This window comes from Aeromonas sp. CA23, from assembly GCF_002587065.1.
Taxonomy (GTDB): domain Bacteria; phylum Pseudomonadota; class Gammaproteobacteria; order Enterobacterales; family Aeromonadaceae; genus Aeromonas; species Aeromonas bestiarum.
Genome location: NZ_CP023818.1, coordinates 2,815,409 through 2,841,645, shown reverse-complemented (window position 1 = coordinate 2,841,645; position 26,237 = coordinate 2,815,409). Strand labels below are relative to the sequence as shown.

At 54.4% G+C, this 26,237-nt stretch carries 32 protein-coding genes and 5 pseudogenes; 27 read left to right on the top strand and 10 right to left on the bottom strand.

Annotation, left to right across the window (positions count from 1 at the left end):
* Positions 1 to 8: 8 nt before the first annotated feature.
* On the top strand, positions 9 to 2,000 hold the full coding sequence (locus CK910_RS13395) for an MtrB/PioB family decaheme-associated outer membrane protein (protein WP_098983638.1): 1,992 nt from the start codon (positions 9 to 11) through the stop codon (positions 1,998 to 2,000).
* A gap of 134 nt (positions 2,001 to 2,134) precedes the next feature.
* Here CK910_RS13395 and CK910_RS13390 read toward each other — a convergent pair whose 3' ends face one another.
* Positions 2,135 to 2,305, bottom strand: a complete 171-nt coding sequence (locus CK910_RS13390) for a hypothetical protein (protein ID WP_172955310.1) — start codon at positions 2,303 to 2,305, stop codon at positions 2,135 to 2,137.
* A 171-nt stretch (positions 2,306 to 2,476) separates the two neighbouring features.
* On the opposite strand from CK910_RS13390, the gene CK910_RS13385 reads away from it, so the two are divergent.
* Positions 2,477 to 2,653: a DUF3606 domain-containing protein gene (locus tag CK910_RS13385; protein ID WP_080741165.1), complete on the top strand. Its 177-nt coding sequence runs from the start codon at positions 2,477 to 2,479 to the stop codon at positions 2,651 to 2,653.
* A 310-nt stretch (positions 2,654 to 2,963) separates the two neighbouring features.
* Here the strand turns inward: CK910_RS13385 and CK910_RS13380 are convergent, their stop codons facing one another.
* Positions 2,964 to 3,407, bottom strand: coding sequence for a winged helix-turn-helix transcriptional regulator (locus tag CK910_RS13380; protein ID WP_098983637.1), 444 nt, complete (start codon positions 3,405 to 3,407; stop codon positions 2,964 to 2,966).
* A 104-nt stretch (positions 3,408 to 3,511) separates the two neighbouring features.
* On the opposite strand from CK910_RS13380, the gene CK910_RS13375 reads away from it, so the two are divergent.
* The 4 genes and pseudogenes from CK910_RS13375 to CK910_RS13360 all read left to right on the top strand — a co-directional run.
* Positions 3,512 to 4,444, top strand: a complete 933-nt coding sequence (locus tag CK910_RS13375) for an alpha/beta fold hydrolase (RefSeq protein ID WP_098983636.1) — start codon at positions 3,512 to 3,514, stop codon at positions 4,442 to 4,444.
* Positions 4,445 to 4,458: 14 nt separating this feature from the next.
* Positions 4,459 to 5,475, top strand: coding sequence for an NADP-dependent oxidoreductase (locus tag CK910_RS13370; protein ID WP_253852693.1), 1,017 nt, complete (start codon positions 4,459 to 4,461; stop codon positions 5,473 to 5,475).
* A gap of 51 nt (positions 5,476 to 5,526) precedes the next feature.
* The gene (locus CK910_RS13365) at positions 5,527 to 6,321 is read left to right on the top strand and encodes an SDR family NAD(P)-dependent oxidoreductase (protein ID WP_098983635.1); all 795 of its coding nucleotides are present in this window, start codon (positions 5,527 to 5,529) and stop codon (positions 6,319 to 6,321) included.
* A gap of 106 nt (positions 6,322 to 6,427) precedes the next feature.
* Positions 6,428 to 6,844: pseudogene (locus CK910_RS13360) on the top strand (replication endonuclease); the annotation flags it as partial.
* 10 nt (positions 6,845 to 6,854) lie between these two features.
* Here CK910_RS13360 and CK910_RS13355 read toward each other — a convergent pair.
* Positions 6,855 to 8,012, bottom strand: a pseudogene (locus CK910_RS13355) (IS3 family transposase).
* A gap of 92 nt (positions 8,013 to 8,104) precedes the next feature.
* Here CK910_RS13355 and lysB point away from each other — a divergent pair.
* The 8 genes and pseudogenes from lysB (at position 8,105) to CK910_RS23750 (ending at position 12,966) form a co-directional block, all read left to right on the top strand.
* Entirely contained in the window at positions 8,105 to 8,530 is a 426-nt protein-coding gene (gene lysB, locus CK910_RS13350) for an Rz-like lysis system protein LysB (protein ID WP_253852692.1), read from the top strand.
* On the top strand, positions 8,415 to 8,669 hold the full coding sequence (gene lysC / locus CK910_RS24205) for an Rz1-like lysis system protein LysC (RefSeq protein ID WP_253852888.1): 255 nt from the start codon (positions 8,415 to 8,417) through the stop codon (positions 8,667 to 8,669). The genes lysB and lysC overlap by 116 nt, the downstream gene beginning before the upstream one ends.
* Positions 8,644 to 9,114 (top strand): phage tail protein, encoded by a 471-nt coding sequence (locus tag CK910_RS13345; RefSeq protein ID WP_098983632.1) that lies wholly within the window; start codon positions 8,644 to 8,646, stop codon positions 9,112 to 9,114. The genes lysC and CK910_RS13345 overlap by 26 nt, the downstream gene beginning before the upstream one ends.
* Positions 9,096 to 9,547 (top strand): annotated as a pseudogene (locus CK910_RS24595) (phage virion morphogenesis protein). The gene CK910_RS13345 and the pseudogene CK910_RS24595 overlap by 19 nt, the downstream one beginning before the upstream one ends.
* Before the next feature lie 129 nt (positions 9,548 to 9,676).
* Positions 9,677 to 10,462, top strand: a complete 786-nt coding sequence (locus CK910_RS23755; RefSeq protein WP_157774620.1) for a hypothetical protein — start codon at positions 9,677 to 9,679, stop codon at positions 10,460 to 10,462.
* A gap of 439 nt (positions 10,463 to 10,901) precedes the next feature.
* Positions 10,902 to 11,540, top strand: a complete 639-nt coding sequence (locus CK910_RS13335) for a Rha family transcriptional regulator (RefSeq protein ID WP_253852691.1) — start codon at positions 10,902 to 10,904, stop codon at positions 11,538 to 11,540.
* Positions 11,541 to 11,780: 240 nt separating this feature from the next.
* Positions 11,781 to 12,512 (top strand): hypothetical protein, encoded by a 732-nt coding sequence (locus CK910_RS13330; RefSeq protein ID WP_098983631.1) that lies wholly within the window; start codon positions 11,781 to 11,783, stop codon positions 12,510 to 12,512.
* Positions 12,469 to 12,966, top strand: a complete 498-nt coding sequence (locus tag CK910_RS23750) for a hypothetical protein (RefSeq protein WP_157774619.1) — start codon at positions 12,469 to 12,471, stop codon at positions 12,964 to 12,966. The genes CK910_RS13330 and CK910_RS23750 overlap by 44 nt, the downstream gene beginning before the upstream one ends.
* 81 nt (positions 12,967 to 13,047) lie before the next feature.
* Here CK910_RS23750 and CK910_RS13325 read toward each other — a convergent pair.
* Positions 13,048 to 13,612: pseudogene (locus CK910_RS13325) on the bottom strand (IS1595 family transposase); the annotation flags it as partial.
* A 273-nt stretch (positions 13,613 to 13,885) separates the two neighbouring features.
* Between CK910_RS13325 and CK910_RS24365 the strand changes: the two are divergent.
* The gene (locus CK910_RS24365) at positions 13,886 to 14,098 is read left to right on the top strand and encodes a hypothetical protein (protein WP_253852690.1); all 213 of its coding nucleotides are present in this window, start codon (positions 13,886 to 13,888) and stop codon (positions 14,096 to 14,098) included.
* Between the two features lie 254 nt (positions 14,099 to 14,352).
* On the opposite strand, the gene CK910_RS13315 is transcribed toward CK910_RS24365, so the two are convergent.
* The 6 genes from CK910_RS13315 to CK910_RS13290 all read right to left on the bottom strand — a co-directional run bounded on the left by CK910_RS13315 (position 14,353) and on the right by CK910_RS13290 (position 18,749).
* Positions 14,353 to 14,715, bottom strand: a complete 363-nt coding sequence (locus tag CK910_RS13315) for a DUF7079 family protein (protein ID WP_098983630.1) — start codon at positions 14,713 to 14,715, stop codon at positions 14,353 to 14,355.
* Positions 14,716 to 14,773: 58 nt separating this feature from the next.
* Positions 14,774 to 15,829 carry a phage integrase gene (locus CK910_RS13310; protein ID WP_098983629.1) on the bottom strand — a complete coding sequence of 352 codons (1,056 nt, stop codon included), beginning with the start codon at positions 15,827 to 15,829 and terminating at the stop codon, positions 14,774 to 14,776.
* Positions 15,830 to 16,178: 349 nt separating this feature from the next.
* The gene (locus CK910_RS13305) at positions 16,179 to 16,493 is read right to left on the bottom strand and encodes a hypothetical protein (RefSeq protein ID WP_098983628.1); all 315 of its coding nucleotides are present in this window, start codon (positions 16,491 to 16,493) and stop codon (positions 16,179 to 16,181) included.
* Positions 16,486 to 17,112: a nucleotidyltransferase domain-containing protein gene (locus tag CK910_RS13300; RefSeq protein WP_098983627.1), complete on the bottom strand. Its 627-nt coding sequence runs from the start codon at positions 17,110 to 17,112 to the stop codon at positions 16,486 to 16,488. Before CK910_RS13300 ends, CK910_RS13305 begins: the two co-directional genes overlap by 8 nt.
* Positions 17,109 to 17,990: a pentapeptide repeat-containing protein gene (locus CK910_RS13295; protein WP_157774618.1), complete on the bottom strand. Its 882-nt coding sequence runs from the start codon at positions 17,988 to 17,990 to the stop codon at positions 17,109 to 17,111. The genes CK910_RS13300 and CK910_RS13295 overlap by 4 nt, the downstream gene beginning before the upstream one ends.
* A 96-nt stretch (positions 17,991 to 18,086) precedes the next feature.
* The gene (locus CK910_RS13290) at positions 18,087 to 18,749 is read right to left on the bottom strand and encodes a LexA family protein (protein ID WP_098985086.1); all 663 of its coding nucleotides are present in this window, start codon (positions 18,747 to 18,749) and stop codon (positions 18,087 to 18,089) included.
* Between the two features lie 78 nt (positions 18,750 to 18,827).
* Here CK910_RS13290 and CK910_RS13285 point away from each other — a divergent pair, with 78 nt between their 5' ends.
* The 12 genes and pseudogenes from CK910_RS13285 to CK910_RS24200 all read left to right on the top strand — a co-directional run bounded on the left by CK910_RS13285 (position 18,828) and on the right by CK910_RS24200 (position 25,903).
* Complete coding sequence (locus CK910_RS13285; RefSeq protein ID WP_253852689.1) at positions 18,828 to 19,055, top strand: Cro/CI family transcriptional regulator; 228 nt, start codon at positions 18,828 to 18,830, stop codon at positions 19,053 to 19,055.
* A 23-nt stretch (positions 19,056 to 19,078) separates the two neighbouring features.
* Positions 19,079 to 19,336 carry a regulator gene (locus CK910_RS13280; protein ID WP_098983625.1) on the top strand — a complete coding sequence of 86 codons (258 nt, stop codon included), beginning with the start codon at positions 19,079 to 19,081 and terminating at the stop codon, positions 19,334 to 19,336.
* A gap of 4 nt (positions 19,337 to 19,340) precedes the next feature.
* A complete protein-coding gene (locus tag CK910_RS13275) occupies positions 19,341 to 19,862 on the top strand; it encodes a phage regulatory CII family protein (RefSeq protein ID WP_098983624.1) in 522 nt (173 codons plus the stop codon).
* Between the two features lie 16 nt (positions 19,863 to 19,878).
* Positions 19,879 to 20,331: a hypothetical protein gene (locus tag CK910_RS13270; RefSeq protein WP_098983623.1), complete on the top strand. Its 453-nt coding sequence runs from the start codon at positions 19,879 to 19,881 to the stop codon at positions 20,329 to 20,331.
* 67 nt (positions 20,332 to 20,398) lie between these two features.
* Positions 20,399 to 20,575, top strand: coding sequence for a hypothetical protein (locus CK910_RS24085; protein WP_162829731.1), 177 nt, complete (start codon positions 20,399 to 20,401; stop codon positions 20,573 to 20,575).
* A gap of 14 nt (positions 20,576 to 20,589) precedes the next feature.
* Positions 20,590 to 20,853: a helix-turn-helix domain-containing protein gene (locus tag CK910_RS13265; protein ID WP_098983622.1), complete on the top strand. Its 264-nt coding sequence runs from the start codon at positions 20,590 to 20,592 to the stop codon at positions 20,851 to 20,853.
* 70 nt (positions 20,854 to 20,923) lie between these two features.
* Positions 20,924 to 21,133, top strand: a complete 210-nt coding sequence (locus CK910_RS13260; RefSeq protein WP_098983621.1) for a hypothetical protein — start codon at positions 20,924 to 20,926, stop codon at positions 21,131 to 21,133.
* Positions 21,130 to 21,435 (top strand): hypothetical protein, encoded by a 306-nt coding sequence (locus CK910_RS13255; protein WP_098983620.1) that lies wholly within the window; start codon positions 21,130 to 21,132, stop codon positions 21,433 to 21,435. The genes CK910_RS13260 and CK910_RS13255 overlap by 4 nt, the downstream gene beginning before the upstream one ends.
* Entirely contained in the window at positions 21,432 to 21,689 is a 258-nt protein-coding gene (locus CK910_RS13250) for a hypothetical protein (RefSeq protein ID WP_098983619.1), read from the top strand. The genes CK910_RS13255 and CK910_RS13250 overlap by 4 nt, the downstream gene beginning before the upstream one ends.
* A pseudogene (locus CK910_RS13245) lies at positions 21,686 to 23,964 on the top strand (replication endonuclease). The gene CK910_RS13250 and the pseudogene CK910_RS13245 overlap by 4 nt, the downstream one beginning before the upstream one ends.
* A gap of 191 nt (positions 23,965 to 24,155) precedes the next feature.
* Positions 24,156 to 25,208: a PAAR domain-containing protein gene (locus CK910_RS24360; RefSeq protein WP_253852687.1), complete on the top strand. Its 1,053-nt coding sequence runs from the start codon at positions 24,156 to 24,158 to the stop codon at positions 25,206 to 25,208.
* A gap of 44 nt (positions 25,209 to 25,252) precedes the next feature.
* Positions 25,253 to 25,903, top strand: coding sequence for a hypothetical protein (locus tag CK910_RS24200; RefSeq protein ID WP_216640148.1), 651 nt, complete (start codon positions 25,253 to 25,255; stop codon positions 25,901 to 25,903).
* Positions 25,904 to 26,237 lie beyond the last annotated feature (334 nt).

Below are 26,237 nucleotides of genomic sequence, written 5' to 3'. Positions count from 1 at the left end.
GAGAAGTCATGAAATATTCAACACTTTGGCTCTCCCTGCTGGCGGTCTGTTCGGCCCAGGCGGCCGAGCAGCCGCTGGCAGTCGGGGACTATTCCCTGCAGCAGGCCAAACCGGCCAAGACAGAGCGCTGGAGTTGCAAGTCATGCGAGGGCGACAGCGGCTGGTTTGGCGAGGTGGCGCTGGGGGCCGGCTATGCCAACGATGACGGCGCCACCCGCTTTCGCAACTGGGTGCCCAGCCAGCAGGACAGCGGCATGCTCGGCATCTTCAACGCCGATCTGCAATACCGGGGGGAAGGCTCCCGCTACGGCTCCCTCGAGGCGAAAAACCTCGGCATGGAGCGCTTCAGCCTGGCGCTGGAGCAGGGCCACTATGATGGCGTTCGCGCCAAGATGGGCTACTCGGAGTCCCCCTTCTACTGGAATTCCCATGGCCGCAGCGTCTATCAACCGGGAGAGAGCCCGCTGACCCAGAGCCAGCTGGCCGAATTTGACAAGGAGGTGGTGCGCAAGAAGCTGACCGCCGGGCTCGCCTATACGCCGAAAAGCCCGTGGCGCCCCTATGCCGATTTTTCTCACGAGAAAAAAGAGGCCACCCTCGCCTACTACCAGCCGACCGTACCCGGGGTCGGCGGCGTACCTGGCCTCTTGCCCAAGCCCGTCGACGGCACCTCGACCACCCTGGTCAAGAGCGGCGTCAGTTATCTGGGCAAGGGCTGGCTGGTCGATCTCGCCTACAACGGCTCTCTCTACCGCACCGATGACACGGCCCTCTATTACGGCAGCGTCACCGACCCTTACGCCAATGAACGCGCCTATGAGCCGGACAACAACTTCCACCAGCTGAGCCTCTCCGGCCAGTACAACTGGGACAGGCAGAGCCTGACCGGCCGCGTCCTCAGCAGCCAGGCCAGCTCCAACGGTAGCCTGACCGCCTTTCGCAATGCCCCCGTCGCCCAGGATGACTTCCACGGCGAGGTAAGCACCTTGCAGGCTGACGCCAAGTGGGTGGGCCGCTTTGGCCGGGATCTCACCCTGCGCGCCGGTGGGGAATATCGGGATCGCAAGGACAAGTCGGACGAATACGCAGTGGTCGGCAAGCAGCGCAGCAAGAGTGAGCGCACCCGCAGCAAGGCGGATCTGGAGGCCGACTACAGGCTCAGTCGCTCCGTCAAGCTCACCACCGGCTACCAGTACAAGGCCGATCAGCGGGAACAGGCCGATCGGCGCGACACCGACGAACACACCCTGTTTCTCAAGGGGCGCTATCGCCCGGTCGGAGCCTTGCAACTGGGTGGCAAGCTCGCCTGGAGCACCCGCAACGGCTCTGACTGGCGCCATGACAGCGACGGTGGCAACGGTAGCCCGACCCTGCGCCAGTTCTACCTGGCCGATCGGGGCCGGGTGGAGCTCAGAACCGATCTCGGCTACCAGTTCAGCGAGGGGCTGGATGCAAGCCTGGAAGGCTGGTGGGCCAAGGATGATTACAAGGAGCCGGACATAGGGCGCAGCGAGGGCAAGGACTATGGCCTCGACTTGACCCTCAACCAGCAGTTTGACGACAACCTGAGCGGGCATCTGTTCAGCAACCTGCAGTGGATAAGCTCAGCCCAGAACCATGCCTACACAGGCGCGCCGGACTGGGATCCCTACAGCACGGCGGTGCGCGACGAGATCACCACCCTGGGGCTGGGACTGACCCAGAAGAAGGCGTTTGACCGGGATCTCGAGCTTGGGTTCGACTACAGCTTCGCCTATGGCCGCGGCAAGACGGACGCCAGCAAGGGCTATGACTACCCGGATCTGACCAGCAAGCAGCACCGGCTGGAAGGCTATGCCCTCTATCAGCTCACCAAGCAGCACTCGCTGCGCTGGGATGTGCGCTACGAGTACTTCCAGGATGTGGATTACCTCTACACAGGCGAAGAGCGCAACCTCGGCAACCTGAATCAGGACTACAACGGCTACTTCACCGCCGTCTCCTGGCTCTACAAGTTCTGACCGCTGTGCAACAAACCAAAGGGGGAGCCTGGCTCCCCTTTTTCTTGCCTGATGAAGGGCCCCATACTCGCCGCCCCGGCCTGAGGCTCGCTGATCTGGCCATGGCGCTTGCGGGCTCAAGCCTCCCGTAACCATCAAGATGCTTTGGGGTATTCGGGATGCTCGGGATGCTCGGGATGCTCGGGATGCTCGGGATGCTCGGGATGCTCGGGATGCTCGGGATGCTCGGGATGCTCGGGATGCTCGGGATGCTCGGGATGAATGACCCCACCAGCCACCTGATATGGCAACCTCTTTGCGCGCAATGCGCATCATCCTGGCACCACGCCCGATGACGGGGGTCATGAGGGTGCGTTGTTTCACCCGCTACCCGCGTTGTGTGAGCCCCATCACCACGCCCACGGCTTATATAGAGGAACATGAGCAGCGAGTCGGGACAGCTGTCTCGCCAACCATTTCAACAAGTTGAGGTTCCTATGCCTGACAACAATACCATCGCCCATCCCCTCGATGCCAAGAGCATCAACGTCAACGACCCCTATGAGATGAAGCTGTGGATCAAGACGTTCGAGTGCACCGAAGTCCAGCTGAAAAGAGCGGTGAAAGCCGTCGGCACCTCGGGCAAGGCCATCAGAAAGCACCTCAAAAAATAGAGGCCGGATAAACATCACCTGACAACAAGCCCCACCCGCGGGGCTTTTGCATTCAAAGAGATGGCTGAAACACCCGGCTGCGCCCAGACCGACATCGCTAATCTCTTCGGGCTAGTGCTGCAGCGGATGAACCTGGTGGAGCAACAACATCCATTTCCCACCGGCATGCCGCATGAAGAGGTCACAAGCAGGCCAATGAAGATTGCCCCCCGTCAGCCACTCACAATGGCACTGCCGGTGTCAGTGCGAGCAGATCCAGGAAGTCGCCACCACATACCCTCTCCATCTATCCGTTTGCTCACATACCCCGTCAGACTTCATCCGGCATGACCATACGCATAGGGCGAGTCCCTATCTTGGCCCCTGTGACCTCATCCACCGCGATGGCTTTGATTTCTGTGCCCGTTTCAGCATCGAGGAAACGAACCAGCTTGCCACCGCCCCTGTGCTGGCGTCCCCACGCGCCAATCATGAAGAGCACCGGCATAAAGTCGTGACCGGCAGCGGTCAGCAGATATTCCTCTCGTGGCGGATGCTCCGAGTAGCGCCGCTTCTCTAGCAGCCCCTCCTCCGTCAGGGTCGCCAGCCGGCGGGTCAGCATAGTCGGGGCAATACCCAGACTTTTTCTGAATTGGTCAAAGCGGGTAAGGCCCGCATGGGCATCTCGCAGGATCAATATGCTCCACGAATCGCCCGCGACAGCCAAGCTGCGCGCGATCGGGCAGGAGAGATTGCAATTATTTTCCATGTTCATACTATTTTGATAGTGACTTGTTGGTGAATCGATCGTATCGTGAGTACTAATTTGATACTAACACTTTGACTATGTGCAATCCACCCGGCACTGAGGTTTCATTGATGAGCACGAACGCCAGAAGCATCGCCCCGGCAACCGGAGCATCTTCAGGTACCGACGCAGCGACTGCGGTACCACAGATAGGCAATGTGACATGGAAAGATGTACCGACCCGCACGATTGACGTTGGCGGTGTGCCTTTCGCCTACCGGGCCCTCGGTCCCGACTCCGGCGTACCTGTGATCTTTCTGCACCACCTGATGGCCGTGCTCGACGACTGGGATCCCCGTGTCATCGACGGCATCGCCGCGCAGCGTCGGGTTATCGCCTTTGACAATCGCGGTGTGGGTGCCTCGGGGGGAGTGGTGCCACAGACTATCGAGGAAATGGGGCGCGATGCCATCGCCTTCATCCGTGCCTTGGGACTTCGCAGCGTCGATCTGCTCGGCTTCTCATTGGGCGGTGGCGTAGCCCAGATGGTGGCCTTGCAGGCTCCTGACCTGGTGCGTCGGATTGTCCTGGCTGGCACTGGACCACGGGGGGGTGGCGGTATCGATGGGATCACCAGCATTGCCGTCATCGCTTACCTCAAAGCGGCGCTCACGCTGAGCGATCCGAGGAATTTCTTGTTTTTCCCCCGCACGCCGGATGGCAAGCGCGCTGCAAAAGACTACTTCTCCTGGCTGAAGGAGCGCACTCATAACCGTGACAAACCCATTTCCCTGCAGGCCAGACAGGCACAACTCAAGGCCATCAGAACTGCAGGATTGAGTGAGCCAGATGACCTATCTGTCATCACACAACCGGTGTTCGTCGCCAACGGTGACCGTGATCTGATGGTCGACAGCCGCCATTCGGCCGACATGGCTCGCCGTCTGCCGAATGCCAAGCTGACTATCTACCCGAATGCCGGGCATGGGGGCATCTTCCAGCACTACCAAGCCTTTGTGCCAGCTGTGCTGGATTTTCTGACTGACTCCAGTGATCCGACATGAATGAAAGGCCAAAGATGAAAAGCCAAACAATGAAAGCACTCACCTTCAAACGCTATGGCAAGTCGCCCGACATCGGGCTCACCGACCTGCCCCGTCCCACGCTTAAGCCCGACGAGCTACTCGTTGAAGTCCACGCTGCGGCCGTGAACCCGATCGACAACATGATCCTGACCGGGATATTCAAACCAATACTGGATTTCCAATTTCCGGCCACTGTAGGGAGCGATCTGGCCGGAGTGGTGACTGAGGTCGGCAGCAGCGTGACGCGCTTCAAGCCAGGCGATGCCATCTTCGCAAACATCTTCGACCTGGGTACGGGGTCGATCGCTGAGTTCGCGGTGGTGCCGGAAAGCGCAGCCGCATTGAAACCGGCCAATCTGGACTTCGTGCAGGCGGCATCTATCCCCATGGTCGGGCTCACCTCGTGGCAAGCGCTGAAGGAGCGAGCACATCTTCGGGCTGGCCAGAAGGTGTTCATTCCCGCGGGAGCTGGCGGCATCGGCACGTTCGCTATCCAGCTGGCAAAACACCTTGGCGCCAAGGTGGGCACCACCACCAGCACGGGCAACGTTGCACTGGTGCGCAGCCTGGGCGCCGACGAGGTGGTCGACTACAAGAAACAGGAATTCGAGAACGTGCTGCGCGGTTACGACGCCGTACTCGGCACCATCAGGGGGGATGCGCTAGAGAAGTCCATTGGCATCCTCACGCCAGGGAGCAAGATCGTCTCGCTCGTTGGGCCGCTGGACGCCGCATTCGCGCGTGATCGACGGCTGAACATAGTGCTGACCTGCCTGTTCCGGTTGATGAGCCGCAAGATCATGCGCCTTGCGAAGAAGCGGGACGTTACCTACTCCTTTCTCTTTGCGCGCCCCGATGGTGCTCAACTTGCCGAAATCGGCAAACTCCTCGAGCAGGGACATATCCGACCCGTGATCGACAGGGTGTTCCCGTTCGAGCAGGCAAAAGAGGCGCTGGCCTATCTGGCCCAAGGCCATGCCAAGGGTAAAGTCGTCATCAAAATGACGTAAAAAACCAACTGAATATCAAGACGTTAATCACCTGATTGATAGAGGAATACCATGAACTCATCTCGAAAAATCGCGGTTGTCACCGGTGCGTCATCCGGTATTGGCGCCATCTACGCGGATCGTTTTGCCCAACGTGGCTATGACCTATTGCTCGTCGCACGGCGCGGTGACCGCTTGCAGCGTCTCGCTGCTCGGCTTGAACAGACATACCGCATCAAGGCTGACACCCTGGTGGCCGACCTTGAGAAAGAAACCGACCTCGCTGCCCTGGAAAGCATCCTCGCGGGTCATTCCGCCATCAGGGTACTGGTGAACAACGCCGGTATTGCCAAGCTGGGCCAAGTTGCCGACGCCCAGCTGAAAGACTCACTGGCGCAGATCACATTGAACATCACAGCACTGACGCGCCTGACGCAGGCCGTGCTGCCGGCGTTCAAGGCACGTAACGAGGGAGTCATTATCAACATTGCCTCGGCATTGGCGCTTCATGCGTTGCCGGTCAGCGCCGTATACAGCGGCACCAAGGGCTTTGTTCTCAACTTCAGCCGGGGTCTGCAGCAAGAACTGGTCAATACCAATATCAGGGTTCAAGTGGTACTACCTGCGGCCACAGCCACCGATCTTTGGGATATTTCCGGGGTACCACTGGCAGCATTGCCGCAAGAAACTGTGATGTCTGCCGAGCATCTTGTCGACGCCGCCCTCGCCGGTTTCGACCAAGGCGAGTCGGTCACGTTACCGTCGCTGGCAGACACAGGCCTGTGGGAGCGATTCGACACTGCGCGCGCTGAACTGTTTGACGCGATGCAGACCAGTCAGCCTGCACCCAGGCTCCTTCCCCTCTGACCATGGCCGGGAAAGGCATCCTTGTTGCCATGCAACCCGATCCAGACTAGATAACCTGTCTCTGAAGAACCGCTTCGTTCTAGCACCGCTGACGTACCGCCGCGCCATTGGGCACCCGGTCAACCGCCGCAATGAAATGATGACCCGCATGCGCGGCTTTGAGGACTACGCCGAGGAGCAAGGCCATGTGGGGGTCTTCTTTACCTGGACAGCCCCGAGCAAATTTCACTCCTGGACACAGCAGCGCAACGGCCAGGCCATTGAGAACAAACGGTATGCAGGTGCCACCCCGCGTGAAACCTGCGTCTACCTGGCCAAACTGTGGAGCCTGACCCGAGCCGCCCTCAAGCGGAGCAATACCCCCGTCTATGGCTTTCGGGTCTGCGAACCGCACCATGACGGGACACCGCACTGGCACCTGCTGTTGTTTATGCGCCCGACCGATAAGTGGCGGGTGATCAGCACCCTGCAGCATTACGCCCTGAGCCATGACCATCAGGAGCTGGAGCGCAACAACCAGGGGATTGTAGTGGTCAACTAAATCCGGACACACAGTTAAGCCGTTTTTCGGCTTCTGCTGGCGGTATCCCATCATTGTGTTGATGCGGGCGCCGCCAGTTGTAATATTTCATTAGGTAGTTGCTGACATCCCGCTTCGCTTCCCGCAGGCTCATGTACCCCGTGGTCGGAAACCATTCAGTCTTGAGGCTCCTGAACAGCCGCTCCATCGGCGCGTTATCCCAGCAGTTGCCACGCCGACTCATGCTCTGGGTCATGCGATAGCGCCACAGCCGTTGCTGAAATACCCGACTGCCGTATTGGATCCCCTGATCGGAGTGAAACAGCACACCGGACGGACAACCTCGCTGCTAATACGCCATCTCGAGCGCTTTCACGACCAAGTCAACATCAGGTCTGTCAGACATTGACCAGCCCACGACCCGCCGGGTATGGAGGTCGAGCACCGCCGCCAGGTAATGCCAACGACCACCGGCCCACACGTAAGTGATATCGCCACACCTAGTTGGGCTACGGGGCAGCAAATTCATACGCCAGCAGATTCGGGATGTCTGGTCGTTCAGCCCGGGCGACCTTGTAGGTATGAGAGCCAGGTTGCTTGGACGGCCAGTCCCGCTTCCTTCATCAGTCGACTCACCTTGAACCGGCCAATCTGATGCCCCAACTCCCGCATCATCGACATTAAGGCCCGGCTGCCAGCTGAGCCTCTGCTCTCGTTGAACAGACGCCGTAACTCACTTCTCTGCTGCACCCGTTCACGGTCAATTGTACGCCTGCGAGCCAGATAGTCGTAAAAGCAGGAGGTTGGTATACCGAAAGCGCAACAGGCCAGGGTGATAGAGGCTTGCTCCCTTAATCGGTCTATCAGCGCGTACGTTCGAGTGCGTCCGCCATCAAGAGAGCAGTAGATTTTTTAGAATGACCTTTTCGCGTTCAAGCCGGTTGGTGCGGGCTTCCAGCTCCTGGATTTTCTGTTGCTCTGGGATCAGGGCCTTGCTGATAGGGGTTGTGCCAGTTCATTCTGATTGAAGTTGCTGAACCCATCGACGCAGCACTGTTGTGCCGACATCCAGTGAACGGCTGGCTTCGGGGACGAAATAGCCTTGGTCGAGCACTAGGCATGCGGCTTCCAGCTTGAACTCGGCAGTGAATGAGCGACGTAATCTTGTCATTGAACACCTCTAGTCATGGTGACGACTGTACCACCTAAAACGGTGTCCGGGATGATTAGACCACTACACCCCTCACCTGGTTGCTGATCGCCTTGGCCATCGCCTTGGGCGGCTGGGGCTGGTCTGCCACCTCGGCCGCCACGGCAGAGGGCCAGGTCACCACCCTGCAAAGTGACCTCAAGGCCGCCGACGACAAGGCCAAAGAGGCCGAGCGGCGGGAACGGCTCAAAGACACCACCATCAACACCCTTACTGGCGAACTGAACGCCCAGGCAGAAACCGCCGCCAAACTGCAAAGCCAGCTGGGCGAACTGTCGATGACCGCTGCCACCCGCGCCGATACCATCAAGAGGCTCAAACGTGAAAATGCTGAACTTAGGTCTTGGGCTGATAGCCCTCTGCCTGATCCTGTTATCAGGTTGCTCCAGCGCACCGCCATCACCGGCGCCGCAGATTATCAGGCTCACCTGTCAGGGGCTGACCCCCTGCCAACTGTCACCGGCCAGCCCGGCCAATAACGGCGACCTGCTCGACCAGTTGACCCAGACCGAGGCAGCCTGGGCCAGCTACGCCGCCAAGGTAGACAGTCTCATCACCTGCCAGCAACGGCAGCAACAACAAAGGAGTGGAGATGGAAAAGCCAAAACAGATCCGTGAAGTGCTGACCAACTGCGTGCCGCACCTCAAGACCAATCCGGACAAACTGCACATCTTCATCGCCCCTGGTAACGTCGAAAGCACCGGTGCCCGCTCGCTCTCGTTCGAGTGGCAATACCCGCTCTCTATCGGGATTGAAGATTTCGCCGGCCATCCGGATCAGATCATGGTGCCGCTGCTGGCCTGGCTGCGCCAACACCAGCCCGAGCTGATAACCAACGATGAACGGCGCAAGGATGGCATCACCTTCGAGGCCGAATACCTCGCAAACGACCTGATGGACCTCATCATCACCGTCAAGCTGACCGAGCGGGTCAGGGTCTGGCAGAACGAACAGGGGATAGGCTGGGAGCACCTGCCGGAGCCGCCGGAAGACCCATACGACGGCATCACCTGGGAACTCTTCATCAACGGGGAGCATCAGCCATGGCCACCGACGACCTGAGCCGCCTGACCAGCTGGGCCGATGGCCTGCTGGCCAGTATGGAGCCTGCTGCACGACGCCAGTTGGCTGGCGAAATGGCCCGCACCTTGCGCGCCAGCCAGACTCAGCGGATCCGGGCAAACATCCAGCCAGATGGCAACCCCATGCCCCCGCGCAAACCACTCAAGAAGCTGGCGAAAAACGCGGCGCCACACGCCGCAAGATGTTTCAGCATCTGGTCAGCCCCCGCTGGCTCAAGGCAACCAGCACCGAGCATCAGGCTGTAGTCGAGTTTGTTGGCTCGGCCAACCGCCTCGCCACCATTCACCAATACGGCCTCAAAGACCGCATCAAGGGCCGCGAGATCCGCTATCCGGCGCGGGAGCTGCTGGGCATCACCCATCATGAGGTGGAGCGGTTGGAGGAGTTGTTGTTGATCCACATCGCAATATGAATCTCGAGGAAATCAAAGACCATACCCAAACAATCAAGGGATAGCATTCAAGAATAAAAACCATTAGGATGCATTCAGAACCCCCAAGGGAATGGTTAAAAGCTGGGTATTTCGTGATTCACATACAATATGGCGAATATTGAAGAAATGAAAACTGCAGAAGAACTAACCGAGCTACGAGAAAGAATAAAGTCATTCAGAAATAAGAGAAAACCTAGTTTCCATCCTGTAAAGCCATTCAATGTAAAAGGAATTGTTAAGGGTGTGGTTTTCTTTTTACCACTAATATACGTTGTAATCTATATAATTGGATTTATGAAATATGTAGGTTTTATGGACGTATATAAACTTGACTCTGTCGAGTTTCCGATACCTGTTGACACAGCTATATTCTGGGGTGTGTTAGCACTTGTCCCAGGGCTGAAATATTGGCTTTGGCTACAAATATTATTGACTGCATATTTGATTTTACTCGTTTTGGCGTTGTTCGCCAATAAACCAAGGCTGCGTGCCGTTAACTGGCTAACGAAAGCAGTATCTAAAATACCCAGACCTAAAAAACCCTCTAATGGAGAACTAGCAACAATTAAAGGTATAGTTTCTCAAGTAGACTCTGCCTTAATTTATATCATTCAATCATTTTTATGCTTATTTATTATGTTTACCCCAATATTAATTGGCTATTTATCTATGCAGCAAGGGAATGAAGAGGCTAATCAACATCAGCAAGAATTTCTATCTTCAACAACGCATAATATCTATGAATCCCCACAGCTACTGAATCCCCCATACATGCGTGTAGTCTGTAACACAACACATTGCGCATTCTGGAACAAAGATGGCACCATATTGCTACGACATGACCAAGTACAAAAGATCCATTTTGCACCTGAAGAAAATGAGAAGAAGAAATGACCTAACATGAAACGCTCAAGAGACCAGTTGGCATGAGTGCCATCCTTAGCTTGCCATTCTGTGTGTACTTCTTCAAAAAACAGACATCCCCTGACCGAAATCGCTACCCTGCTACTGGTGTTGTGTGCGGTCGGGCGGGTTTGTGTCGATTGGTGGTTGATTGGTTGCGGTTGGTTGCGGTTGGTTGCGCGATACTGCGTGGGCAACGGCAAAATCCGTTGCCGGGATTGGCGTCCCGACTTGAACTAAAGCGCATAACACGCGCCTGCGTGTTTTTTTGTGCGGCCCAGCAGTACCCGCAATTTCAGTTATGGCGGGCTGGGCAGGGGACCTTCGGGGCGCCGGTTTCCTTTGGTTCGCCGGTACGCCAACCTTGTCCAGTTCGTCACCAGAGATTGGCGTCGATGGTGACGATTAACCAGAACCGGAGAATCACATCATGGGCAACATCACCAACCTTACCCCTGCCGAGATTATCAGCCTGCAACAAGGCCAACCTGTCACCACGTCACTGAAAGTGGCAGAGCTCTTTGGCAAGCGTCATGACGACGTGTTGAAGAAGATCCGTAACCTCGAATGCTCCACAAAATTCAACGCCCGCAATTTTGCGGCCATTAGTTATATGGATGGCAAAGGCGAGGCACGGCCAGCGTATGAGATGACCAAGGACGGCTTTATCTTTGTGGTGATGGGTTTCACCGGCGCCAAGGCTGCGGCAACCAAAGAGGCCTATATCAACGCCTTCAACTGGATGGCCGAACAGCTTGCCGCCACCCAGCGCCCGCAACCGACAATCAGCCTGACCGATGACGAACTCTGTACACTGACCTGGTGCTGGCGCGCCGCCGACCGGATGATGGAGGCCGCCCGCAGCTTCTACCCCCTGCTCGAGGTCGCCGAACACCGCGACGCCGGCCGCTACTACTCCTTCATCCACGAGTCCCCCTACACCCTGAACCAGGCCCGCAAGATCCTGGCCGACCGCACCCGCCATATCCAACCCAACACCCACGGCGACAGCGACTGGCCCAAGCTGCTCCCCCACCTGCGCCGCGAGCCCAAGGCTATCGGCTGGTAACTTGTTGATACAACAGTCACAAAACCAAAGGCCCATACGGGCCTTTGGTTTATCTCAAGCGTAAAATACTTCACACCAAGAGTTACAATGAACACTCCAAGACCAATCTATAGGTACCTAAGACATAAATCAGAAGACGTATCAGACAAAGATGTAACAAAGTTAAGTAACAGATAATCAGGCTCTCAAAAAGATAAATTAATTCTGTTGTATAAAATAATTAAAGAGAAGGATTGCATTGTGTTTTTTTCTAAAGAAGAGAATGAACTAATCATCAAGAATACTATCAAGTATTGCGAAAGAAATGTAAATAACGGGAAGGTTTTAGATTTTGATCGAAGTTTAATTAATGGCATCTATATAATGCTAAGTGCATTTATCAAAGAGCCCGCCTTCTGGGATGAGCATTGCTCATTCGGTATTTCTGACATTGGGGATAGTTTTCTTACTCGCTTAAATAAATTTAACAATAGTATTTCAGATGAAGGGGGGAAAGTTGAAGCACTTTATATCTCATCATTTAGATTATTTTATGAGGGATATTTAACAAGTGGCATTGAACTATCCTCTGATTATAACAACGTGATTAAATTATCAAAAGATAACACTGGTAACTTTAGTGAGAATGCGCAAGAGTATATTAATTTCACCATGAGAGATCTCTCAACGCATTTATTTAGAAAGTTAATGAGCAGTCCTGAAGTTAAAGTTATAAAAGAAATTTCAGGCACAGTATCCAGTGCTAATTCATTAACACAAGAATGGAATGATAAATTAGCTGAAAAAATCGAGAAAGCTGACAATCTAAAAAAATCTATTGAAGGCTATACTGATGCATTCAATTTTGTTGGTCTACACCAAGGGTTTGATAAGCTCCACAAAAGAAAGGTAGAAGAGAAAAACAGGCTGATTGGGTTGATGTTTTTTTTTGGCTATTTTGACAATATCACCTTTTGCAGCAAAAATATGTGACATATACTTTCCAAGCACACCTGTTACTACCTCACTTGAAGGTAATGGAAAGCACCAACCAACAAAAGAAGATAAACAAGACACATCGGTTAGTGAAGAAAAAAATGAGACATCTAGCAAAAAAGATGAAGGCAATATATCAAATAAATTATTCAACTTATTACCAGTAATTTCATTTGCAGCTATATTGTTATACTTTTTTCGAGTCCTCCTTTTTAACTACAAGTCAGTTTGCGCTCAAGTTTTACAAATTGAATTAAGGATGACTCTGTGTAGATTTATTCAGCATTATTCAGAACACGCAGCTGCCATAAAGAAAAATAGTGATGTAACACTAGACCGCTTTGAAACTGTGATTTTCTCTGGCCTTGTAAGTAATGACAGTGATCTCCCTGCGACTTTTGATGGAGTGGAACAACTGGCGTCTCTATTCAAAACAATGAAGGGTAGCTGACCGAACTGTCTCTTGGCCATTGTGAAACACCATTACACAATGGCCTCCCCTCGCCTTCCCCGCCATTGCCCAAAACAATGGCTATGTCCCAATTACGTGTTGCATGGGGCGCCTCATGCAAACACGCTTTGATATTCACACCCCTGCCGTAACGCTCCAGCATCCTGCGCCAACCCAGATAGTTCTTCAGGTAGTGGGTCGCCACACCATGAAATCGATCCATCCACGTTTTCAACCGATGGTGATACCCGTTTACATGCTGGATGTGATACGCACTAACCACTCGCTCGCCCTGACGATTGTGCACTACCTGATGGGTTACTCCCTGTGCCTGGCTGAAACTGGCATACACGCCCGCACCATCGCTACACAGCACCGCCTCCGGTGACACCAGCGGCTTCAAGAGCTCTATCACCGTCTTGGCATTCATCTACTCCAGCTGAAAATCTGCATGGTGGCCTGCCCGGTCTTGCACCACCATCACTGGGATGTAATCCGGCCCTGTGCCACGAGTTCGCCCTTTACCACCGCGACGACGTGGCGGACGCGGCAGTCCCCGTTGCCCCTTGAACGATTCAAGGAAGAAGGTCTCATCGACCTCAACGATGCCCTCTTCCCGTGTGGCTTGATGGCCTGCCATCACCCGCCAAGATGGCTATCAGCACCGCTTCTCGGTGGCTGACCGCGACGCTTACACCGGCGTGACGGCCTACTGGCAAGACAACAAGGCAGCCGAGAAGAAGAAAATCGAGGTGAAGCGCAAGAAGAAGACCAAGCCGAAGCCGGAACGGCCCCTACCGCCGGGCGTGGGCGTCAACAAGAAGGAACACGAACTGCTGGTCGGCTACAGCGAGAACGTCAAAGAGCTGTGCCATGTTTACGCCAACCAGATCAACGCCATGCAGGCCGCCCGCGCAGAATGGGAACCCAGCGCGGGGTGGCCGAGTTCGACATCACCCTGGCCAAGGGCCGCCCCGAGCTTTACCCCGAACAGCCCACCACCGTCAGGGGATTCAAACCCGACATCGACGCCGCCCCCTGGCTGCTCACTCAGGTGGTGCACGGCCTCACCAACCAGGGTTACACCAACCGCGTACAACTCGAAGTGAAGCTGGAAGATCTACCGGAATAAATCTGTGTGGATCAAATGTGGACACTGGGCCAAAAACAAAAAGGCCACTATCGCTAGTGGCCTTCGTAAGTCTTTGATTTTAATGGTGCCCGAGGCCGGAATCGAACCGGCACGACGCGAACGTCGAGGGATTTTAAATCTGATTTTGCCCTGTGATAAAACAAGCACTTACATAAAAATCAATGAGTTAGTAAACCAATGACGGCCAAAAATGACCACCCATTTAAAATTTTGTCGCCACTCTGTCGCCACTTTTATCCCTTCTCTGCCAGCAGCGCCGACAGCTTGCGCCACTCATCGGCAAACTTCCGCCTCAGATAAAACTGCCTGAGTGTGATGCTGAGTTTCCTAGCAAAACCGGCCTTGGCCCCCTCCGCCAACAAGCTCTGAATTTCCGTCCAAAGTAAGTCGCGTTCAAAGCCGGTCCAGATCGATGGTACTGGAGTCAGGGTGTTGGTGTGGCAGACTGGTGCCACCCACTCGAACAAAGCTTTCTCCACATGGAGAATGGGAAAGGTTCGTGCAACCCGAGCGATGTACTCGAAGTCGACCTCGCTATCGACAAAGAGATCGGACAGCGCTTCGCACAGGTCAATGTCTGACAATGACTTATCCATTCAAAACATCCGATGACCTAGCCCCCCCCCCCCCCCCCCCCCCCCCCCCTAGGTGACTTCAATTTAAACCACAGACGGCAAGCGGGTTCAACCTCACCGCATCTTCCAGGTGATCGGGGGCGAAGTGGGCATAGCGCATGGTCATGGCGATGGTGGAGTGGCCCAAGATCTTCTGTAGTACCAGAATGTTACCGCCGTTCATCATAAAGTGGCTGGCGAAGGTGTGGCGCAGTACGTGGGTGTTCTGCCCAAATGGCAGCTCCAGCCCTGCCCGTTCAACCACCATCTCGAAGGCACGATAGCAGTCGCCAAACAAGCGGCCGCGCTTTCTGGGCAACTGGGCGTAGATCTCGGGGCTAATAGGCACGCTGCGACTCTTCTTGCTCTTGGTGCGAGTGAAGGTCACTCGGTTTGGGGATACTTGGGACTGAGCCAGTTCTTCCACTTCAGACCAGCGTGCACCGGTGGCAAGACAGAGTTTCACCACCATCAGCAAATCGTTATTGGGGCTCTCGCCACAGGCGGCCAACAGGCGCTTGAGTTCATCGGGATAGAGAAAAGCGAGCTCGACCTCGGCCACCTTGTAGGCCCGCAGGCCATCGAGTGGGTTTTTCCCCTGCCACTCTCCTAGCCTTTTCAGCTCGTTAAACACCGCGCGCAGGTAAGCGTGTTCACGGTTTACCGTGTTGGGGGTGACTCCCTGCTTCTCCTGACTGATGGCCCGCCGATCGGTAATATCCCCCGAGAGGCGGGCTTCACGGTAAGCGCCAAAGTCACGGGCGGTGAAATTGACCGCTAGCGGATCACCGAGGGAGTGGCAGACGGTCAACAGCTTGGATTTACGGGCCTCGCCATCGCGCAGGCTCTGCCCATGGCGACCAAACCAGAGTTCGACCAGACCGGAAAGGTGCCGGCCATCGGTCGGCTCTCCCCGCCCTTCCAACCAGAGCTTGCCCTTGTCCGGATCCAGCACAAAGCGCTCGAACGCCAGCGCCTCGCCCTTGGTGGCAAACTGCTTACGCAAACGTGGCGCGGTGGGATTGGCCTTGCTCGGTCGCCCTTCAGGGTAAACCTCGGCCAGCCACTTGCCGGATGTCTGTTTTCTTACTGCCATAGTCACCTCACCAAACAACTGTCATTATATACAGCTATCAACGGCTATTGGCAGTGTTTGGTTGAGGTTGAGACATACATGGTGAAGTGTAACTAAACTCAACGTTGCCTCATCAAATTCAACAGACCTGTTTGGTAAGGCCGCGATGAGCATATGGAAATTGTGCCTTATTGCAGCCCATCTGTTACTGACTACCTCTGGCCTCCAGGGGGCGTGGGCTCTTCCCCAAACAGGGATACGGTGCTAGCAACGGCATGAATTAGTCCAATGAAGTCGAGGGGATGCCAGCTATAGCTGGCATCCCCTACCCGATGCCAAAATCAGCATATGGCGATGAAAAACGTGATATTTATTTTTCTGACTTCAGACTATCATCTAACTCTAGAGTGGCTCTTGTCTTTTCAATTAAAGACATAACCTCATTTGACATATCTCTATAGTCGTTAGTTACTTGCTCCTGACTTTTATTTGCCAAGAAGAAAAGCTTCCCTGCTACCTCTTTAACCAATAAAACCAGTGCCGATGACTCTACCAAAGAATTTGATATAACCCACCGCTCGATTGCCCCAGATGACAGACCATATAATTCTTCAGTGAATGGATATGAGTTTACCACGCGTAGCATTTCGCTTTGAGCCTTGATTCTATTAAGAAATTCACTCATTACAAAACCCTCCTAATATCTCATTCATCCATGATCTTACCACATTTAAATTATCTTTAACAATTTCAATTTCATCTGAACGTAATCTATCACCCACCCCTCTAGTTGATAAAACACGAGCTCTGAGGAGAATTGAATAGATATCTGGTGTCAGCTGTAATATTGGCGATATTTTAAATGGTGAGTATCTAGAAAAAACTGGCTTCTGCTCATGCAATGAATAACATGTAGCAAAATTCCTAATAGCTAAAAAAACACATGAGATTTGAAATGTTTGACTTGTATTATATGTAATTAGTTGCTCACAGGCATCATCAAAAAGAGCCTTAAATTTTAGACAATCCTGTTCCCCATTTGAATAACGAGCTGGTCTACCGAGTTCCCGAACGAAATCAACACCATCAGAAGAATATATCATTTTAGCTTCTAATGCTAAATGCCATGCGAATGGATTACCTTCTTTCCAAAGCTCTTTCAACCGATGATAGTCATATATAGAAAATTTATTTTTATCATAGTTTTCATTCTCACCAGATGTACATACAAGTAAATCCACATCCGAATTGGATTCATACTCTCCACGACAAATAGATCCAAAGGCATATATGTGTAGGCTCATCGCTTGCTAAACCTTCTAACTAACAATGCTGTAAAAAATGCAAACAAAATCAATCTACTAACCACTAACGCACATTTTACAATATTAGGATATGGTTCGTGACCAATATCATGAAGTGTCACTCCAAATACTTCGGCAAATGCATGAAGCACACCATAAAAATATCCACTAATACTATCTGGGGTGTGATGGTAGATAATATTATCTCCAATCCCTAGTAAAAATATCAGTGCTAGTAATATGTATACTGGACGACTGGGTTTTTCACCATTACCCCAAAGGTAATCAAGAGCCTTGAATTTAATCCATTGTTTGAACTGGCTGAACCTATTATACCCCTGATATTTATCTCTATAATATTTTTTGCTCGATATCCATGAATTCAATAAATGAGCACCGGTAGCTTCTAGTTCTAACTCAACTGCTTTATTAACCAACTCAGCAGCACCGATTTGCTGATAGTTAACTTTCAAACTACGAGCAAAGGCTGCTTTTAAATTTTCTTCTTCCGGTGCATGGGAAAGAATATCATCATCTACAATGCATCTTTCAAACGTTGTATATTTGAATGAAGACCCAGGAAATGTGGTCCCTCTCATATTACAACCAACAAACTTACATCCATCAAATGTACATGAGTCAAAAACACATTTATTAAAATAACAGCTATCAAATATGCTATGTTCAAAATTCACGCCAACGACTCTTGTCTTGGCTGTAGCATTAAGGCGTATAAAAACCTTATATTTAAATTCGACATTATGTCCAACAAACCCACTACTGATGTACTTGTCTTTGATTTCTTCCCTATTGCCTTTAATCAAACATGAATCAAATCCCTGGGCACCACTCCTTGATTCACCTTGTTGCTCAGCCACCATGAGTATCCTTTTTCACATAATTCAATAGCTAAATACCTAGAGACCTACAATGCCAAATTACTTTTCATGTCTTAAGCTACATCAAAAGCTCAGTTAGAAGCCCGCACGTCTATTTCTAAATGATCTGTGTTCTACCATCACGCCGATGATCTGGATGTGCTGCCGGTCGGAGTGCATGGAGGGGTAATCGTCGTTGAGGGGAACAAGTTCAAACACCTCTTGCCCGTTCTCATCAATGCCACGGGGTCGGTATTTTTTGAAAGTTGCTCCATCAGTACCATTTTTGGCCACGACAAAATCCCCTGGTTGGGGAGACTCGTCGGGATCAAAGATGATGAGATCCCCTTCTTTGAACAGCGGTAACATAGAGTCGCCACGTAACCAAAGGCCAAAGCCGTAAGGTCCGATATCCCCACCTACCGACACATATTCGACATTGCCATCGAAGGAACTGGCCTGCTCACACATCTCCCGCCAGTTACCTGCTTGGACATAACTCAGAATCGGTATCCGAGTCCCCTGCGGAATGACGGCTGGCTCGACATTCGAAATCTCGGGCGAACCTTTCCCTGTAGAAAGCCAGTGAGGGGATACCCCAAACGCTTTTGCAAGTGCGATCAGATAGTCACCGCTGGGTGAATGTTCACCACTTTCCCATTGCGATACCGAGGCTCTGCTAGCCCCAACAAGATCACCCAGCTTTTGCTGGGTAAGTCCTTGTTTCTTCCTTAGTTCTTTAATGCGTTCACTTTTCATGTTTAGCACTCTAAACAAAAGGATGTCAAAAGTGCTTGCCACCAATGTTAAGCGGTCTTACCATCATAAAACGTAAGCATGTTTAACAAAGTTAAGCTATCTGACATTGGAGGTTCGGTGAAAAAAAATGATGTCCTTGAGTACTTCGGTGGTGTGAGCAAAGCAGCCAATGCGCTCGGAATTACCAGGTCTGCAGTATCCCAGTGGGACGACATCGTTCCGGAAAGTAGCGCTTACAAGATCGAGTCGCTGACTGGTGGCAAGTTAAAAGCCGCTCAGCCCCAAGCCGCGCAAGGCTGCGCGTAACTTAAGCCGCAGGAGGCAACACCATGATCATAGCCCCCATCCATATCGATGCCCCGGTTTGCACGGTCGAAAGCTTTTCTGAGCGTACTGGGTTGACCCAACGCACAGTGCAGAACTACGTGCGGGCTGGGCGTATCCCCATCATGCCCAAGATGGGGCGGTCTGAAAAAGTGCTGATTAACCTAGTGCTCTACACCCAGCAAGCCATGAATCAGCAAGGAACCGTACCAGCCGTCAAGTCTGTGCGCACACCCAAAGTGTCGCGCAAACCAGAGGCTTAAGACCATGTTTGAACAAAGCACCACCAAACAGCCGCATTTTCTACAGCACTTAGATTCGGCCTGCTCGCGTTTTACCGCAGGTCATTCATTGGCAAAGGTAGCCCGCTCCGCCGGTATCGGTGAGCAGATGCTGCGCAACAAACTGAATCCAGAGCAACCACATCAGCTGACTGCTCGGGAGCTGATTGCTCTCTATCACGCCACCGAGGGAGACGAGACCCTGTTCGACGGCATGCTGCTCGAGTGTGGCCTCACTGCCGTGGCGATACCCAAGGCAGAGCGCGCACCTTCCCTCCCCCATCAGGCGATCGACCTGAACGCCAAGATCGCCAGCATTGGCCAGCGGGCACTGGAGCTGACTGAACGCGGCCGGATAACCCGCTCTGAACGCAACACCCTGGTGAGCGTGGCCACGTCGGCCATGGGCTCACTCGCCATCTTGATCCATGACGTTGAAACCCGCTTTCAGGCGGTACCAGCCCTGGCATGCGCATCAGACATCCTGATCCAAAGCATGACCATGTGAAAAGGAGTAACCCACCGTGCAACAACCAAATACCGAGCAACGCAATCTGGCTGGCCTGACGCCCCTAGAGCAAATCGAAATGAATACAGCAGGCTGCCTGCTACTGCGCGAACTGTTCGGCATGACGCGCTCAAGTCTGGATACCGACTGGCTAGCGATCAGCTCAGCCAAGAAGGCTGCTATTTGCGCCATTGCCCATCAACCACGCGGCGAACTGATGAGCGCCACCCTGTCTGCACTGCCACACCAGCAGCGAGAAGCCATCCGGCTGGCCGTGATTGCGTTGGATTATCAGGGCGGATTCCGCTGCGGCTGTGACACCAAGCTGTGGCACCCGGCACCAACCACCAGACCGATGGGAGATATCGAGAGAGAGAAGAAAGAGCGAGCCGCCAAGCTGCGCATGAAGCGGGCCGTGCTGGCCGCCAGTGAGATGAGCAGGCATGGTCCGTGTGCCATCGGGCAATAAAAAAGCCCGCATTACGGAGCTGTAACTCCAAGCGGGCCTTCATCAACAACCTACCCAGGAAGTCGATATGACAACTTTAGCGATCCCCTGCGCCCTGCGCAACCTTCGTATCCAGCAACGCAAGCTGACGGGCCGGTATGGCGCCCGTCTTAGCCAATATCCCGACGGCATTGCGGTTATCGAGCGCTCCACAGCGCTGGCTTGGGCCTCTCTGTTTCACCGCATCCCCACCTGCACCGCTTAACAAGGAACCTGACCATGACCGCACAACCGACCCAGATCAATTTGCTGAACCATCATGCTGCCAAACGCCTGCGCCAGTTGCGGGAACAGTTGGCCTTGAGCCGCCCCAAGTTTGCCGATCTGCTGGGCATTCCGCCCACCACGATTAAGAACTACGAACTGGGGTACCGCGAGATTGGCGGCGGCCTGTTCCTGTTGATTGCCAACCATCCGGACCTGAAACAGCACATCGACTGGCTGCTGACCGGGCAAGCCCCCAGCCAGATAGCAAAGGCATGACGATGTCCATCGTTATCACTCGCCACACCGCACATCAGCGGCTCCGCGCGATAAATCGGAGGGAGCCAGCATGAGCATTGACGCCATTCATATCGCCCAACGGGCTGAGCTGACCCTGTTGCCGCTGCTGACCGAGCTCCTGGCAAGCGGCGAACAGGAGAACCGCATCGCCCTTGGGGCTCTCTACTCGGGCGGCCAGTACATCCAGGTGCAGCTGATTGTGACCAGCAGGCCAGAAGATCTGCTGGATGACGATTCAGTGATGGGGGACGAGGCATGACAGATGAGCTGTTTGAACTGGAGGCCCCGACTGATGAGCTAGGCAGCGAAACCGGCCCAGCTCATATGCAGCCGCCGGCATCGGTCAGCCAATTGACCAAACACTGGCAAGCGGCACACGCAGAGTTCGAGAGAACAAGTGACTGCCCTCGAACAGAAGTAGATGAGCTGCTGGTACTGGGCGCGATCCGCGCCTTGTACTGGCTGGCGCTGGGCAGTGCTGAAACCGCGCTGGCAACCACCATTGCAAACTGGTGGGCGGATGTGTCGCCCATGCACGGACTGGGGGCGACCATCAAATGAACTACCGCCTGATATCAATGATGGAGCGGGACTTGGGTTGGTGGTGGGAAGACCTGCGGGGCGCCAGTGCGCGCCTGCGTGGGTACCAGCACCTGCTCATCGAGTGCCGCCAGCTCTCGCCAAGGCCAAGGGCCACCATCGCACTGACCCTGCGCCAGTGCGCGGTGACTCGTCGCATCTGTGACCACTCCTCCCTGGTGATCAAGGGCCACCGCTGTGCCCTCAACTCCTTGCTAGGTATCGCTACCCAATGAACCACCACACCACCAAGCTGCCGCTGTCCAAGAGGACACTGCGGCAGCGCATCGATACTCTTTCCAACTCCCTGCCCGGCATCGACACCAGCGCCCTTGGCCCCGTCTTTACCGGCACCCCAGGCCAGAGTGATCTGGTCTGGGCCATTCAACTGCTCGATGGACTGTCATCACAGCTCACCCTGACTCTGTTCAAACAGTACATGCGCCGCCGTAAAGATGGCACAAGCCGGAACTGCCGCAGCGCCAACATCTGGTTACGTGAGCGCACTAAATGGGTGCGCGGTCTGATCCAGGCGATCCCGGTCGACCCGCAGGCCATGCGCGATGAAAAGAGGGGCGCAAGCGTGTCGCCCACCTGTTCGCCAACCAGACGGCCGCGATCTGGCGCCACATCGAACAGGGTATCAAAGCCGGCGAGGAGCCGGATCTGCTGCTGACCTGGGAAGCCATCCGCCAACCGGCCGATCAGTGGAAGTTCACCCCCCCTAGGATGCCCAAGTTCAAGCGCCAGGAAAACCAGGATGAATGGATTATCCGGGTGATGGTGCGCCTGCTGTCTGCCAAGTGGTGGGAACGCAGGGTTAACCGTTGCTGGGACAGGCTGCAGGAGCACATCGCCATTTTGCTCGGCAAGGTGCGCAAAGGGGTATCCGCCTATATCTCGAACGCCACCATGAAGGTGGTGCGCGAGCGCAAGCGGGCCATGCTGCGCTGGTTGGCAGAGTCGGAGGTGATGAACGCCCAGCACGATCTGGTGGTGTCGATGAAGGATTGCTGGGAAGCCAGCACCTCCAACCCGGTCAACCGCCGCAATGAAATGATGACCCGCATGCGCGGCTTTGAGGACTACGCCGAGGAGCAGGGTCATGTGGGGGTGTTCTTCACCTGGACAACCCCGAGCCGCTTCCATTCCTGGAAGACAGGCCGCAACGGCAAGACCATCGAAAACGAGAAGTATGAAGGCGCCACTCCGCGCGAAACCTGCGCCTATATGGGAAAGCTGTGGAGCCGTGCCCGCTCATATTTGAAACGTTGGGGCATGCCGCTCTATGGCTTTCGGGTCTGCGAGCCTCACCATGACGGGACCCCTCACTGGCACCTGCTGTTGTTTATGCGCCCGGCCGACAAATGGCGGGTGATAAGCGCCCTCCAGCATTACGCCCTGAGCCATAACCTCCAGGAGCTGGAGCGCAATAACCTGGGGATCCCCTTCACCGACATCACCCCCCGCTTTGACTGGAAGGAGATCGACCCAACCAAAGGAGATGCCACCGGCTACATCGCCGCCTATATCGCCAAAAACATCGATGGCGAACACGTCGATGGGGATGACGAAGCTGGCACCAAAGCAGACATAGGTGCCCAGCATGCCTGCGCCTGGGCGAGTTGGTGGGGGATCCGTACCTTCCAGCAGATCGGCGGTGCCCCAGTCGGGGTATGGCGCGAGCTGCGCCGCATCAGCAACGCCAAGAAGCACGGCGATCTGGTGGGGCCACCCAAACCCGTGCTGCAAGACCCGCGCTTTGAGGCTGCCCGCTATGCCGCTGATAACGGCATTTTTCGCTGCTACCTCCACGCTATGGGCGGGGCACTGGCCACTCGTGCCGAGCACCCCATCAAGCTGGCCCACCTCATCGAGGAGCAGGCCAACTGCTACGGTGAAGACATCAAGCGCCTGATGGGACTGCACACCGCCCGCTTGGGTATCAAGACCCGCCTGCAAGGGTGGGAAGTGGTACCCGAAGGCACCTACCAGGCCACCAAGGCCGCAGGGGGGTCAGGTTTGGGGGTTGGGGTTAAGTCGGGCGACAGCCCGGCTCCTTGGAGCTCTGACAATAACTGTACGCAGCCGGATCCAGCGGCGTTCGCGGATCAGTTAATGACGGAGCAATGGGGGCTATCTCCCTTCTCTATAAGCCGTTTGCGGGCAGGCGGCAGCGTCATAGCTGACGGTTTCACCCTCTGGCTTGAGAACGGCCAGCTGCAGTCGTGCCAAGCGATACCAAGCGAGCTGGATTGGCTAGCCGACGGCCAGCCGCTAACCGACCAAGCCGAAGCAGATGAATACGCGATCCTCGCAGATGACCAGTATTGGCCGATGCTGGTCCAGCTCTGCGGCGAGGTGTACCAGGCACAGGGCCATACAAGTACCAGCAGTTGGATAGAGATACTGCCCGAGCCCTACCAGTCAGAGATGTGGGGGGTATTGGAGAGGCTGGATACGCCAGAGTGGCTGCAAGAACAGAACGACTACAGCGAGGAATGGGTATGAACATGAACAAAAAACAGACCGTCAGTCGGGAAGAGTAACGCCGCCTTCAACGGCGATTCAGTAAGCTCCTTCCTCATAAACCTAAACTTGATGTGTCGAAAATAGACGGATAAAGCTCATAACTCAGCCTTCATTCAGCATAAAAAGTCCTCATTTGAGATACGATAGATACCCCAGTATGGAGGAATGAGATGAGAAATATTGCAAGGAAAGGGGATCCCACTAGCACGGGCGGCGCGATCCAAGACGGGGACAGCAGCTGGCTCAGCGAGGGCTCCCCAACAACCTACATCGGGATGATAGCGACCTGCCCAGCTTGCAAAGTCGGACAGGGCCCTATCGTCGCCGTTGGCCCCCGCTCCATCATCGGTCCGGGCGGGCCGGTAACACTGCAGGGCGATTATGTGGCTTGCGGCTGCCCACCAATGAGCAACACCATTCAGCCCGCCCAGGGGACAACCGTCGGTGACAATCAGGGCGGTGGAGCAAGTGCCAGAGCAGCAGCGGCCCCCGCTAGCACCCAAGTACCCGTTGAGTTGCCCGCCAACGCACCAGGGTTCTGGCCGCCGTACAACCCGATCACCGGCAAACAACTTGATGTTACCTATACCCACAAAGAGCAGGTCATCGCCTTCCTAACTCTGGATGAGGCCAGGGAGCTCTGGAACCAGCTCAACGGCAAAGAGGTCGCTGGCAACATCAAGACAGTCAAAGACTCCGCCGATCGCGTAAAATTGGCCCATGACACCGCCAAAGGACTGGGCGGCCTTGGGGTTCTTGCATACACCAAAGTGATAAATGGTGAGCCTTACACCATCGTCAAGAACTACCAGCTAGTAAGAAAAACCATCCCAGGCAACATCTGGAAGGCCGGCAATCCGAACATATTGAGGCTGGGGATTGGGGTCAGGGCAAACACACACCTGGTTAAGATGGGGATCGTTGCCGACATTTACTTCACCGTCTCGGTGAATCTGATCCAATACTGGGCCAGCGATGAGCGCGACACTGTGGCGCTATTCGGTAACATTGGGGCCGACATTACAAAGGGGCTGATTGCATCTGGCATAGCGCTGGCCCTGACTGGATTTGCCATGTCAGTTTTGCCGGTCACAGTCATGGCTAGTGGGATCTACTTCGTTGCCGGCTCCATTGGTGCAGGCTGGGCGATAGACCAACTCGATGACCAGTTCAAACTCACGGAAAAACTGACCGACACGATCAGAGAGAACGTTAAGGAATGACACGCGAACCAATGCCGCTAACTTTAAGGGTTGGCGGCCTTTTCATGTTAGGCACCAGCGCCTTGCTTGCATGGTCGGCTGGAAACGCTACTTGTGAACTACTGGCATTAGTCACAGGCACCCCACCAGACCCTTTGGCGACCCAGGACTGGCGAGGATGGATTGCAACCGCATTCGCCGCGGCTGGTGTACCTTTCTGCCTATATCTAGGCGCCAGGCTGACACTTGGGAAGTACCGGCCAGCGCCCGACACATCAGCAAGTACCGTTCAACGTAACAGCCGCATTGTCATGGTGTGCGCTGGACTGACCATCCTTGCTGGGTTGTTTGGCTGGTGGCTCGCCAGTTCTGCAACAGAGCGTTTGGGCTGGCAATCATGCGAGGTACGCCAAGGCACATGGAAGTTCAGCAAAGGCATTCTCTCTCGTGACTGCGTAGCTCATGGACTCAAGTCCAAGGAGAAGCTGCGCCATAAGACACCAGAGGAGCAAGTGATCAGTGAGCCGGCTCATGGGCTTGGCGTCATTTTTGGCAAGCCAGACCCCAACTACACACCACCTGGCACAATAGTTGATAGCCCGGACTTTAAACTGACGATTCCAGAGAAACGCTGGGAAAAGATCACTCTCAACAAATATGGGGAAGTAGTGCCCAATGAGGATGAGCCAAGCGGGGCGGTAGGTGTAGATAAATGAGAGCTCGCGGGACTATCGCACTCGCGGCGGTAATAGGTTTTTTTGTCATGGCCACCTTTGGCAACTCCGAGCCAGACCGACCGAAAAAGGGCGAGTCAAGTACCAACACCCCCAGCCATGGGGCGGGGGTTATGTTCGGTTCGCCAACGTACCAGGTGAAAGGGGAGCCGGTGGAGGGCGGCTTTATGGATAAGCGGCAGCATGATGGAAAGGGGGAACAGGCCATCCCCCTGACGGAGCCTGCCAACACTGACCCACTCAAAGCCCCCAAACATGGCACCACCAGTAAACACGATTTAGGGCGGCATGAAATAAGACAATAGGCCCCAGTCCA

Bases quoted from the DNA above. Each gene is read 5' to 3' on its own strand.
- CK910_RS13395 (WP_098983638.1), top strand. From the start codon at position 9: ATGAAATATTCAACACTTTGGCTCTCCCTGCTGGCGGTCTGTTCGGCC.
- CK910_RS13385 (WP_080741165.1), top strand. From the start codon at position 2,477: ATGCCTGACAACAATACCATCGCCCATCCCCTCGATGCCAAGAGCATC.
- CK910_RS13380 (WP_098983637.1), bottom strand. From the start codon at position 3,407: ATGAACATGGAAAATAATTGCAATCTCTCCTGCCCGATCGCGCGCAGC.
- CK910_RS13375 (WP_098983636.1), top strand. From the start codon at position 3,512: ATGAGCACGAACGCCAGAAGCATCGCCCCGGCAACCGGAGCATCTTCA.
- CK910_RS13370 (WP_253852693.1), top strand. From the start codon at position 4,459: ATGAAAAGCCAAACAATGAAAGCACTCACCTTCAAACGCTATGGCAAG.
- CK910_RS13365 (WP_098983635.1), top strand. From the start codon at position 5,527: ATGAACTCATCTCGAAAAATCGCGGTTGTCACCGGTGCGTCATCCGGT.
- CK910_RS13345 (WP_098983632.1), top strand. From the start codon at position 8,644: ATGGAAAAGCCAAAACAGATCCGTGAAGTGCTGACCAACTGCGTGCCG.
- CK910_RS23755 (WP_157774620.1), top strand. From the start codon at position 9,677: ATGGCGAATATTGAAGAAATGAAAACTGCAGAAGAACTAACCGAGCTA.
- CK910_RS13335 (WP_253852691.1), top strand. From the start codon at position 10,902: ATGGGCAACATCACCAACCTTACCCCTGCCGAGATTATCAGCCTGCAA.
- CK910_RS24365 (WP_253852690.1), top strand. From the start codon at position 13,886: ATGGGAACCCAGCGCGGGGTGGCCGAGTTCGACATCACCCTGGCCAAG.
- CK910_RS13315 (WP_098983630.1), bottom strand. From the start codon at position 14,715: ATGGATAAGTCATTGTCAGACATTGACCTGTGCGAAGCGCTGTCCGAT.
- CK910_RS13310 (WP_098983629.1), bottom strand. From the start codon at position 15,829: ATGGCAGTAAGAAAACAGACATCCGGCAAGTGGCTGGCCGAGGTTTAC.
- CK910_RS13305 (WP_098983628.1), bottom strand. From the start codon at position 16,493: ATGAGTGAATTTCTTAATAGAATCAAGGCTCAAAGCGAAATGCTACGC.
- CK910_RS13300 (WP_098983627.1), bottom strand. From the start codon at position 17,112: ATGAGCCTACACATATATGCCTTTGGATCTATTTGTCGTGGAGAGTAT.
- CK910_RS13290 (WP_098985086.1), bottom strand. From the start codon at position 18,749: ATGAAAAGTGAACGCATTAAAGAACTAAGGAAGAAACAAGGACTTACC.
- CK910_RS13285 (WP_253852689.1), top strand. From the start codon at position 18,828: ATGTTTAACAAAGTTAAGCTATCTGACATTGGAGGTTCGGTGAAAAAA.
- CK910_RS13280 (WP_098983625.1), top strand. From the start codon at position 19,079: ATGATCATAGCCCCCATCCATATCGATGCCCCGGTTTGCACGGTCGAA.
- CK910_RS13275 (WP_098983624.1), top strand. From the start codon at position 19,341: ATGTTTGAACAAAGCACCACCAAACAGCCGCATTTTCTACAGCACTTA.
- CK910_RS24085 (WP_162829731.1), top strand. From the start codon at position 20,399: ATGACAACTTTAGCGATCCCCTGCGCCCTGCGCAACCTTCGTATCCAG.
- CK910_RS13265 (WP_098983622.1), top strand. From the start codon at position 20,590: ATGACCGCACAACCGACCCAGATCAATTTGCTGAACCATCATGCTGCC.
- CK910_RS13260 (WP_098983621.1), top strand. From the start codon at position 20,924: ATGAGCATTGACGCCATTCATATCGCCCAACGGGCTGAGCTGACCCTG.
- CK910_RS13255 (WP_098983620.1), top strand. From the start codon at position 21,130: ATGACAGATGAGCTGTTTGAACTGGAGGCCCCGACTGATGAGCTAGGC.
- CK910_RS13250 (WP_098983619.1), top strand. From the start codon at position 21,432: ATGAACTACCGCCTGATATCAATGATGGAGCGGGACTTGGGTTGGTGG.
- CK910_RS24360 (WP_253852687.1), top strand. From the start codon at position 24,156: ATGAGAAATATTGCAAGGAAAGGGGATCCCACTAGCACGGGCGGCGCG.
- CK910_RS24200 (WP_216640148.1), top strand. From the start codon at position 25,253: ATGTTAGGCACCAGCGCCTTGCTTGCATGGTCGGCTGGAAACGCTACT.